This is a genomic window from Pseudoalteromonas aquimarina, assembly GCF_049257255.1.
GTDB lineage: Bacteria > Pseudomonadota > Gammaproteobacteria > Enterobacterales > Alteromonadaceae > Pseudoalteromonas.
Genome location: NZ_JBMMUG010000013.1, coordinates 22,873 through 33,838 on the forward strand (window position 1 = coordinate 22,873; position 10,966 = coordinate 33,838).

Genomic DNA, 10,966 nt, shown 5'->3' on the forward strand with positions numbered 1-10,966 from the left:
AATTATGCGTCACAAGGTGTTTGTGACACTACATCGTAGTGCTCTAAAATAACACTTTCTTTTTCAATTAACTTGGCGAATTGTTGGCAAATTTCATTTTCATAAAATGCTTCTTGCACACGTTTAGCATCTGCCATGGTGGCAAAGTAAACCACATCAACGTAAATATTGTCGCTTTGCTGTTTGGCAAGTGACCGGTACAGCACACCAGTTTGGTTATTGAGGAACTGCTGTAATGCATCATTAGCAGCGGTGAATTCGGCTGCTTGGGTGGTTTCTGCTAATTTAAAGTTTACGATTTCGATTACGTTACTCATCATTTGTCTCCTTTGAAATGATGAGGTTATTTAATCAGGCTGGTGTGTCAGGGAGTGTCAGTAGCAAATGATCTCGAAAATAAAAAAAGGAGCCAAATGGCTCCTTTTAGAAAATCACGATATCTATTATTTGATGAATGCAAAAGCATCTGCATACATGTTTTCGCGAATTGCGCCGTGATTAATAAAGTCATCACGAACAGGGCCAATCATATCGAAGCGACCTGCCATATAGATTTCATAAGGCTCTAGCGAAACAATGTCTTTCATTACTGCTTTATGCACATAGCCTGTGTGACCTTGCCATGTATCAGTTGCGTGTTCTACTACAGGAATAAAGTTGAAGTTAGCTTGGCTTGCAGCCCACTTTTCCATTTCTTCTTTTGCGTAAAGTGCTGACTCATCGCGTACACCCCAGTAGAAGAATACTGGGCGTGTTGATTTGATTTCAGCAAGGTGATCAGCCATTGATTTTACATATGAAAAACCTGTGCCGCCCGCAAGCAATACCACAGGTAGCTCAGACTCAGTGCGTAGTTGTGAAATACCTAAGCCTACTTCAAGCTCAGCTTGCGTATTATTAGCAAAGTGCTCTTTTAGGTGATCAAGCGCTTGCATGGCATAGCTGTTTTCTTCTGATGCACCAATATGTAATTCTAATAGCTCTGTTTGGCTTGGGCGGCTTGCGATTGAGAATGCGCGCTTATCCTTTTCACCCAATACCAGTTGCAGGTAATGACCTGCCTCAAATGACACTGGCTCACTTGGTTTTAGTTCAACTTTATAAACAAACTCTGTTAATGGAGTAATGCTTACCACGTTTGCTTTAACTAATTGCATTTTTAAACCTTTTCACGACGCAAGTTTAACTGCGTTACTTTTCTAAAATGTTGAGTGAATCCCAAATTTCATCAACACGTTGTTTGACTTTATCGTCCATTACGATGGGTTCGCCCCATTCGCGGTCGGTTTCGCCAGGCCATTTATTGGTGGCATCAAGCCCCATTTTTGATCCTAAGCCAGAAACAGGTGAGGCAAAGTCGAGATAATCAATAGGGGTATTTTCGATCATTGTGGTATCGCGGGCAGGATCCATGCGCGTAGTAATTGCCCAAATCACATCGTTCCAGTCGCGCGCATTCACGTCATCATCACACACAATAACGAACTTAGTATACATGAATTGACGTAAGAATGACCAAACACCCATCATTACGCGTTTAGCATGACCTGGATATTGCTTTTTCATTGTAACCACGGCCATACGGTAAGAACAGCCTTCAGGTGGTAAGTAGAAATCCACAATCTCAGGGAATTGCTTTTGCAAAATTGGCACAAACACTTCGTTAAGTGCGACACCTAAAATAGCAGGCTCATCAGGCGGACGGCCAGTATAAGTGCTGTGGTAAATAGGATCTTTACGATGCGTAATATGCGTTACTGTCATCACTGGGAAGTCATCAACTTCATTGTAATAACCGGTGTGATCGCCATAAGGTCCCTCTGGTGCCATTTCGCCCTGTTCAATATAGCCTTCTAATACAAACTCTGCGCTGGCAGGAACTTGTAAGTCGTTCGAAATTGACTTTACTACTTCTGTTTTGCTGCCGCGTAACAATCCAGCAAAAGCATATTCGCTAAGGGTATCTGGTACAGGGGTTACTGCGCCTAAAATGGTTGCAGGGTCTGCCCCAAGCGCTACCGACACAGGATAAGGTTCACCCGGGTGTTCTTTACACCATTCTTGGTAATCCAGTGCGCCGCCACGGTGTGATAACCAGCGCATAATGATTTTGTTTTTACCCAGTAATTGTTGGCGGTAAATACCTAAATTTTGACGCTTTTTATAAGGCCCTTTAGTTACCGTTAAGCCCCAAGTAATTAGTGGTGCTGCATCGCCCGGCCAACAGTGTTGAATCGGTAGCTTAGTTAAATCAACATCATCACCTTCAACAATCACTTGTTGGCATGGTGCCTTTTTAACTTCTTTTGGCGGCATGTTGAGTACTTGCTTAAACACAGGTAGCTGGCTTAGCGCATCTTTAATGCCTTTTGGTGGCTCTGGCTCTTTTAAAAAGGCGAGTAACTTACCAACTTCTCTGAGTTCTGATACATCTTCTTGCCCCATACCTAAAGCAACACGCTCAGGTGTGCCAAATAGGTTGGCAAGTACAGGAATAGAATAGCCTTTTGGACTTTCGAAAAGTAGTGCAGGGCCTTTTGCACGCAAAGTGCGGTCGGCTATTTCGGTCATCTCTAAGTAGGTATCAATTTCTTGCTTGATACGCTTTAGCTGACCTTTCTTTTCTAACAGTTCGATAAAGCCCCTGAGGTCTTTATATTTCATAGTATTGTCAGGCTTTTAATAATAAAAATTGATTGGTGATAGTATAACCTTTTGCGCAACTTACGGGCAATTGTATTGCCGTTTGCATGGTTACAATTGTTTATACTTCTGTGGATGCTTTTTGGTTTGGTATTCAATAGAATAGGCAAACTTTCTTTTAATAAAGGGATTTTTTATGAAATCTATCTTGCCATTGTCATTATTGTTTTCAAGTTGCATGTTATCTGCAAATGAAACATATATTGGGGTCGATTATTTTGCATCAAGGCTTGATATAGCTAATGAAGAAACAAATCCAGCTATGGTCAACTTACGTCTTGGCACGGAATTATTTCGAAAAGTTTTTCTCGAAGGGCAATATATGGTTTCATCCAAGGATGATGATTTATATCGCTTAAATATGGATTATGGTGAAAGCTATGGTGCATATGTAAGGTTTGAATCTCTGACAGAAGGTGATTTGATAACTGAAATTAGTCTTGGCTATTCATCTACAGACATTAAAACTATTGGCCCTGAAGGCACTTATTCTGGTAACGATACTGTATCTGGCTTTGCTTGGGGCATTGCTTTAAACCAAAAAATACGGTGGGTAGACGGGTTAAAGCTAAGAGCAGGGTATCAATCACTTTATGATAAGGATGATATTAAGCTCGATGGATTTACTTTTGGATTTACATACGCATTTTAAGGATAGCCTTTCGTGAATATTTATAAGAATAGTTTGATCGCAATTAGCGTAATGGGTTTGGTTGCTTGTAGTGACTCAGAAGATACAAGTGAACTAGTAAACGCTGTTACCTTAGAAGCGCAACGTGCCAATGGCACAATAATCGAAAGTATAACCTTCAAAGGTGCGAATGTTCGTTTAAAGAAAGGGCAAACACAACAGCTTGTTGCTTGGGGTAAAGACAGTAAAGGTGATGTTAGAGATATAACAGATGAAGTTGAATGGTCTTCATCAAATGAAAATGCTGCAACAATCTCGAAAAAAGGTTTAATAACAGCGTTAAATGAGCTAAAGGATGATCAAGGAATCGTTGAATTTACTGCAAAAACAATAAATGGAATTACAGCTGTAGCTAAAATTTCTGTAAGTGGCATCAGTGCTAGCAGTTTAGAGCTGTTGGAAGTAGCTGATCTCGATACTGAAGTTAATATGTGTCTCGATGCACAATTGGGTGCAAAAGTTACATACGAAGATGGGTTCATTAGTGATATCAGTGCACATAATATTACTTGGAGTATCGAAAACTCTAAAACTGCCAATATTACAGATGACGGTTTGCTCTCGACATTTGGTAATCAAACAGAAGATATTTCGATCATTGCTGAGCACAGTGATGGGGTTACAAAGGAACAGAGTTTTAAAGTAATAACAGATAACCTATCACATATTATCTTGAAAAACGGTGACGATAACGTTTCTCAGCTTCAATTAAATTTATCTCAACGAATATCTCTAGCTGCAGAGTTATATTTAATTGATGAATCAAAATTTAATATTACGAATAGTACAACTTGGGAAAGCAGTGATTCCGAAATTGTTTCTGTTTCTAATTACGAAACAACAAAAGGTAATACAGTTGCTTTATCTGTTGGAACGACAAATCTTATAGCTTCATGTGGTGGCTTGGATGAGTCATCTAATGTTGCGGTTATTGGAGATTCAACTTTAGAAAGTCTCAAAGTAAATGATGGTATTGAAAAAATCACCATTGAGAGAGGCAATTCAATAGACTTGACTCTTTATGCCGATTTAAAAGGTTTATCTGAAGATCTTAATGTTTCTGAATTTGCTGAATGGAATTTAGGTGCAACTGATTTAGCAAAAGGGGAAATAAAAAAGGTAGGAACAAAAGATGCCTATTATGAACTTTCTGCCAATCAAAATGTTAGTCCAGGCTCATTTACATTAATCATGTTCTATCAAGGTAAATCAATAGCCATTCCAGTATCTATTATTTAAAGGTTTACCAAGATTTATTTTTAAAATAAATCAATTTCACCATTAGCAGCGCTCTCACTGGTTTTATTTTCGTCTCTTAACTTGGTGCGAGTGCTGGTATTCCATTCCATACTATTAAAATCAAACAATTCGAGCTTTTCTTTCAGGCTGGTTGCTAGGTTATATAAATCATCGCTGGTAACCGATTGAATCTTTGAGCTAGAAAGTGCATCTGAATTGAGCTCTATCATAGAAGATACCGACGACTGCGCTTCGTCAGACACCGCTTTTTGCTGCTCGACTTGCTGGTGGATTTGCTCCGAAAGGTCATGAATATTGCTCATAGCATCATCAATTTGATCGATCTCTTGATTAGCTTGCTGCGATAAATCAACGGTGTGTTTTGTTTCTTCATGCGCTTTCAGCATAAATTGATGCACTAAGTCTGTTCCAGATTGAATTTTACTGACCATAGCGCTAACTTCTTGCGTTGATTGGCTGGTGCGAGCCGCCAAGTTGCGCACTTCATCGGCCACGACTGCAAAGCCTCTTCCTTGCTCACCAGCACGTGCTGCCTCGATTGCAGCATTAAGCGCTAATAAATTGGTTTGTTCTGCTATTGAATTTATGACCTCGATAATCGAAGTAATTTGATCGCTGTCTTTTTTTAATTGGTCAAGCTGTTCGCCCGTTTGCTCTATCTTTTCAGCAAGGGAAATTAAGCTTGCTTGACTCACATCTGAGTCAGTGCGTGTTTTTTTCACGGATTGCGTTGCATTTGCCACTGCTTGATAAATTTTTTCAAGATTATCATCAAGCTGAGTTGATACCTCCAACATAGCAGCCATAGAAGAACCTAACATTTCACCATGGCTATGTTGCATAGTGGCTTTTTGCGTCATTGAGGAATAGGTGTCTTTTAATTCATTCGCCATAGGGTATAACCTAGCTGATGAGGCGTAGACTTCGTTAAGTAAATGATCCATCAATTCCAGCCAGTTATCGATTAGAACACTCTCTTTAATATCTTCTTCAGTACCATTTTGTTGAAAGCGAAATTTCAAATTTACTTTACTTGGATTTGAGACAGCATTTGCAAATGCTTTGAGGTTATTGTTTTGTTTTTGAAAACTTTGCTTTGCTTGCCAGCCGCATAAAATAAGTAAAAGCGAGAACACAATTTGCAGCGATATTAACAGTGCGCTGGCATCGGCTAAAAATAACAATAAGAGGGAGCATGCACTAAAGATAATGAGACAAGGAAATAGTAACTTACGTATTTGCATAAATCTGATTAATAACAGGTAGGTGTTTAATAGTTATAGAACAGATTTTTAGGTGAGAAAAGAAAAGCGCCGGTAATTTACCAGCGCTTTAATGTTTGTTGCGATTATTTTCGCTTCATTGAATCGAAGAACTCATCGTTGGTCTTGCACATCGCAAGTTTATCAATTAAGAATTCCATTGCATCGATTTCTGACATCTCATGAACGATTTTACGCAGGATCCACATTTTTTGTAGTTCGTCTGCTTTCGTTAATAGCTCTTCACGACGTGTGCCTGAACGGTTGAAGTCGATTGCTGGGAATACACGTTTTTCCGCAATCTTACGGTTAAGGTGTAATTCCATATTACCGGTACCTTTAAACTCTTCGTAGATAACTTCATCCATCTTAGAGCCAGTATCGATAAGAGCTGTTGCAATAATCGTTAAGCTACCGCCTTGTTCAACGTTACGTGCAGCACCGAAGAAACGCTTTGGCTTATGTAGCGCGTTAGCATCAACACCACCAGTAAGTACTTTACCAGATGAAGGAATAACGGTGTTGTAAGCACGTGCTAAACGTGTGATTGAGTCAAGTAAGATTACAACGTCTTTCTTGTGTTCAACTAAGCGTTTTGCTTTTTCAATTACCATCTCAGCAACTTGTACGTGACGACTTGCTGGCTCATCGAATGTTGATGCAACTACTTCGCCTTTTACAAGACGTTGCATTTCGGTAACTTCTTCTGGACGTTCGTCGATAAGTAAAACGATTAGTTCACACTCTGGGTGGTTTGAGCTAATAGACTGCGCAATGTTTTGTAGCAACATTGTTTTACCCGCTTTTGGCGGAGCTACTAATAGACCACGTTGACCTTTACCAATTGGCGCTGCTAAATCAATTACACGTGTCGTGATATCTTCAGTACTACCATTACCACGTTCCATACGTAAACGGTCGTTTGCGTGCAGTGGTGTTAAGTTTTCGAATAGGATCTTAGTGCGAGAGTTTTCTGGCTTATCGAAGTTTACTTCATTTACTTTTAGTAGAGCAAAATAACGTTCGCCATCTTTTGGCGGACGAATTAATCCATTAATTGTGTCACCAGTACGTAAGCTAAAGCGTCTTATTTGGCTAGGCGATACATAGATATCATCTGGTCCAGCTAAATAAGAAGCTTCGAATGAACGAAGGAAGCCAAAACCATCTTGAAGTATTTCTAATACGCCACCGCCATAGATGTTTTCACCACTCTTTGCGTGAGCTTTTAAAATGGCAAAAATAATATCTTGTTTTCTTAAGCGGCCTACATTTTCAAGTCCCATGGACTCAGCTAGTTGTACAAGTTCGTTAATCGACTTATTTTTAAGTTCGCGTAAATGCATATCGGTGGGTTCTTTAATGTTTTTTTCTCAAGGTTTTTGAGTAGAAGTAATAATGAATAATTACTAAGGATAAATATGATGTAATAAGTTAGCAGCTCTTGCCGAAAGCGTCCAGTGTTTATAAAAAATAATCAACGCATAAATTAAAAAGGCTGGATAAACCAGCCTCTTCAATTAGATGTTGTCTTCTAAAAATTCAACAAGTTGAGTTTTAGAAAGCGCACCAACTTTAGTTGCAGCAACACCGCCATCTTTAAATAGAAGAAGTGTTGGAATACCACGAATACCAAACTTAGGTGGTGTACCTGAGTTTTGGTCGATGTTTAATTTAGCAATTGTTACACGACCAGCAAATTCTTCTGCTACTTCGTCAAGAATTGGCGCGATCATTTTACATGGACCACACCACTCAGCCCAAAAATCAACTAGTACAGGGCCGCTAGCATTAACTACATCAGACTCAAAGCTATCGTCTGTTAGTTGGATAATTTTATCGCTCATTGGGTTCTCCGATAATTTTCGCGAATTTATTTATAGCGTATTTAAACACTATTGTTTCTTATTGCAAGTTTAAGCGTTATGCTTATTCGCTATGAATAAGACACATTTAACCGAAACAAAGTTTGCCGACTTTGACATCGCACCGGAAGTGGTTGCCGGACTAACTCGCAAAGGCTTTGAACTTTGTACGCCAATTCAGGCAAAAAGTTTACCTTATGCACTACAAAAACGAGATATTGCAGGGCAAGCGCAAACGGGTACAGGTAAAACCATTGCGTTTTTAGCCGCGACTTGTCATCACTTACTGGTAAACAGCAAAGGGGCAAGTAAACACCCAAGAGCACTTATTATGGCGCCTACTCGGGAGTTGGCATTACAGATTTATAATGATGCAAAAATCTTTGCACCAGACTGTAAGCTTAACCTTGGCATTGTATATGGTGGCGAGGAATATGAAAAACAACAGGCGCAACTTGAAAAAGGTGTAGATATTTTAATTGGCACAACGGGCCGATTGATCGATCTATATAAGCAGGGCTGTTACAGTCTAAACGATATTGAAGTTGTAGTACTAGATGAAGCTGACCGTATGTTCGACCTTGGCTTTATTAAAGATATTCGTTATTTACTACGCCGTATGCCTGAGGCGACGGAGCGTTTGAACTTACTGTTTTCAGCGACGCTGTCTTATCGTGTTCAAGAATTAGCGTTTGAGCATATGACGAATCCTGTACATGTACAGGTTGAGCCAGAGCAGAAAACCAATCATCGTATTCAAGAAGAGCTTTTCCATACTTCTCAAGATGATAAGATTCCACTTTTACTTACATTAATAGAAGAAGAGTGGCCAGAAAAAGCGATTGTATTTGCTAATACAAAGCACATGTGTGAAAACGTTTATCAGTGGATGAAAGCAGATGGGCACCGTGTAGGCTTATTAACGGGCGATGTTAATCAGAAAAAACGCATCTCAATTTTAAAGCAGTTTACCGATGGCCAGCTTGATTTCTTAGTTGCAACCGATGTAGCTGCGCGTGGATTGCATATCGATGCTGTAAGCCATGTGTTTAACTTTGACTTGCCTGATGATTGTGAAGATTATGTACACCGTATTGGTCGAACTGGCCGTGCAGGTGCTTATGGTCATGCCATCAGCTTTGCTTGTGAGCAATATGCTTATAACCTTCAACCAATTGAAGAGTATATTGACCACGCGATTCCGTTATCACATTATGATAAAACTGCATTGTTAGACGACATTCCAAAGCCTCGCTATAACCGTGCAAAGCGTCCAAATCAAAATAATCGACGCCCAAATAAACCAGCTCAGAGAAGAGCTCATAGTTAGTTGTTTTTTTTGAGGTATCAATGCTAACCGTTGATAAAACAAATGATCAAAACTGTTATGCCGTAATAGATTTAGGTTCTAACAGTTTTCATATGTTAATAGCCAAAGCCGTAGCCGGTGATTTACAGACAATTGGTCGAGTGAAGCGAAAGGTTAGGTTAGCGGCAGGATTGGATGAAAATAGCCAACTAAGTATTGAAGCCATGCAAAGAGGGTGGGAGTGTCTTTCTCTTTTTGCTGAGCGCTTACAGGATATTCCGAAAGATAATATCACGATTGTTGCAACAGCAACGTTACGCTTGGCTGCAAATGCCCAGCAGTTTGTTGAAAAAGCTGAATTGATTCTTGGTCACCCTATAAGAGTGATCAGTGGCGAAGAAGAGGCGAAAACAATCTATAAAGGTGTAGCACACACTTCATCAACACTCGGTAAGCAATTAGTGATTGATATTGGTGGTGCAAGTACCGAAGTCGTGATTGGTGACGGCTTTAACCCGCTTTTATATAAAAGTTTAAATATGGGCTGTGTCACCTACCTTGAAAAGTATTTCGAAAATGGCTTGTTAACCCATGATAATTTCGAAGCAGCAACAGTTGCTGCTAAAGAAATTATCGCACCAATTATTGCTGAGTATAAAACGCTTGGCTGGTTAAGTGTGTCGGGTGCTTCTGGGACGGTACAAGCCATTCAAGAAATTATGATTGCACAAAGACAAGATGATTTACTGACGCTTGATAAACTCAACGCCATAAAACACCAGGCTGTGCTTTATAAATCTATCGACAAGCTTGACCTGCCAGGGCTAGTGCAAGAACGCAAATTGGTATTTGCGTCAGGCCTTTCTATTTTAATCGCTTTATTTGAAAGCTTAGATATAGAAGTAATGGGACTTGCTGGTGGCGCATTAAGGGAAGGGGTTCTCTATTCGATGATCCCTGAACTGCATAATTCAGATATTCGTGCTCGCACAGTTAATAGCTTTATAACACGTTACCATATTGATGCGACTCAATCTCAGCGTGTAGCAGATATTGCCTTATTACTTGCAAACCAAGTAAAAAGTGAATGGCAATTATCTGATGAAGATTTATCGATTCTTGAAGCGGCAGCTAAATTACACGAAACAGGTTTACTGATTGGTTATAAAAAGTATGGTCAACATGGCGCATACATTATGAAAAATACAGATATGCCTGGATTTACCAAAGCACAAAAGAATCGTTTAGTCTTTTTGGTGAAGTACCATAAAGAAGATATTGATAAAATTAACCTTGAGCCGTTAGGTTGTTTTTCAGATATTACTTATAAACTGCTTCATATACTTCGTTTATCAGTGATTCTGAGTATGCGTAGACAAGATGACGTGCTTCCAGAGTTAAAATTAGTTACATCAAAAAGCGACTTATCAATCGTTATTCCACATATTTGGTTTAGCCAACATCCTTTAATGCAGGCAGAATTAGAAGCTGAGTGTGAATACCTTCGTAAAGCTGGTCAAACTTTACACATAGCTGTTAACTAATTGATCAAAACAAAGCGCTTTTTGTTAAGAAAATAGACGTTTTGCTCACTTGCTGAGCAAACGAATCAAAAGTTTAAATTTTCTTGCAAAAAGTGCTTGCACTGAAATCGAATCTCCCTATAATGCGCATCCACCGACACGGAGCACAGCAACAACAAACGCTGAGTTAAGTGACCGGGAGTCAAACGGAAAGTTACTTTGAAAAATATATTAATTTTCTAGTTGACTTTAAAAGTGAAGCGGTTAATATAGCGCTCCACTTCGCAGCGAGAGAGGCTGCAGCAAACACAAGGTTGTTTGCACTGTTCTTTAAAAATTTAAGCAATCATCTG

The 10,966-nt window shown here is 39.5% G+C and carries 10 protein-coding genes; 4 read left to right on the plus strand and 6 right to left on the minus strand.

Annotated features, from left to right (window positions below):
* Positions 1-2: 2 nt before the first annotated feature.
* The 3 genes from AAEU29_RS20635 to ubiD form a co-directional block, all read right to left on the minus strand.
* Entirely contained in the window at positions 3-317 is a 315-nt protein-coding gene (locus tag AAEU29_RS20635) for a hypothetical protein (protein WP_421975062.1), read from the minus strand.
* A 126-nt stretch (positions 318-443) separates the two neighbouring features.
* Positions 444-1,157 carry an NAD(P)H-flavin reductase gene (gene fre, locus AAEU29_RS20640; protein WP_138634192.1) on the minus strand — a complete coding sequence of 238 codons (714 nt, stop codon included), beginning with the start codon at positions 1,155-1,157 and terminating at the stop codon, positions 444-446.
* 34 nt (positions 1,158-1,191) lie between these two features.
* Positions 1,192-2,664 carry a 4-hydroxy-3-polyprenylbenzoate decarboxylase gene (ubiD, locus tag AAEU29_RS20645; protein WP_421975063.1) on the minus strand — a complete coding sequence of 491 codons (1,473 nt, stop codon included), beginning with the start codon at positions 2,662-2,664 and terminating at the stop codon, positions 1,192-1,194.
* 175 nt (positions 2,665-2,839) lie between these two features.
* On the opposite strand from ubiD, the gene AAEU29_RS20650 reads away from it, so the two are divergent.
* Both AAEU29_RS20650 and AAEU29_RS20655 read left to right on the plus strand, forming a co-directional pair.
* Complete coding sequence (locus tag AAEU29_RS20650) at positions 2,840-3,355, plus strand: outer membrane beta-barrel protein (RefSeq protein WP_421975064.1); 516 nt, start codon at positions 2,840-2,842, stop codon at positions 3,353-3,355.
* Between the two features lie 12 nt (positions 3,356-3,367).
* On the plus strand, positions 3,368-4,633 hold the full coding sequence (locus AAEU29_RS20655) for an Ig-like domain-containing protein (protein WP_421975065.1): 1,266 nt from the start codon (positions 3,368-3,370) through the stop codon (positions 4,631-4,633).
* A gap of 20 nt (positions 4,634-4,653) precedes the next feature.
* Here the strand turns inward: AAEU29_RS20655 and AAEU29_RS20660 are convergent, their stop codons facing one another.
* The 3 genes from AAEU29_RS20660 to trxA all read right to left on the minus strand — a co-directional run bounded on the left by AAEU29_RS20660 (position 4,654) and on the right by trxA (position 7,763).
* On the minus strand, positions 4,654-5,838 hold the full coding sequence (locus tag AAEU29_RS20660) for a methyl-accepting chemotaxis protein (RefSeq protein WP_421975066.1): 1,185 nt from the start codon (positions 5,836-5,838) through the stop codon (positions 4,654-4,656).
* Between the two features lie 164 nt (positions 5,839-6,002).
* Positions 6,003-7,262: a transcription termination factor Rho gene (gene rho / locus AAEU29_RS20665; RefSeq protein WP_421975067.1), complete on the minus strand. Its 1,260-nt coding sequence runs from the start codon at positions 7,260-7,262 to the stop codon at positions 6,003-6,005.
* 174 nt (positions 7,263-7,436) lie between these two features.
* Positions 7,437-7,763, minus strand: coding sequence for a thioredoxin TrxA (gene trxA / locus AAEU29_RS20670; RefSeq protein WP_421975068.1), 327 nt, complete (start codon positions 7,761-7,763; stop codon positions 7,437-7,439).
* Between the two features lie 91 nt (positions 7,764-7,854).
* On the opposite strand from trxA, the gene rhlB reads away from it, so the two are divergent.
* Entirely contained in the window at positions 7,855-9,111 is a 1,257-nt protein-coding gene (gene rhlB, locus AAEU29_RS20675; RefSeq protein ID WP_421975069.1) for an ATP-dependent RNA helicase RhlB, read from the plus strand.
* A 20-nt stretch (positions 9,112-9,131) separates the two neighbouring features.
* On the plus strand, positions 9,132-10,634 hold the full coding sequence (gene gppA / locus AAEU29_RS20680; RefSeq protein ID WP_421975070.1) for a guanosine-5'-triphosphate,3'-diphosphate diphosphatase: 1,503 nt from the start codon (positions 9,132-9,134) through the stop codon (positions 10,632-10,634).
* Positions 10,635-10,966 lie beyond the last annotated feature (332 nt).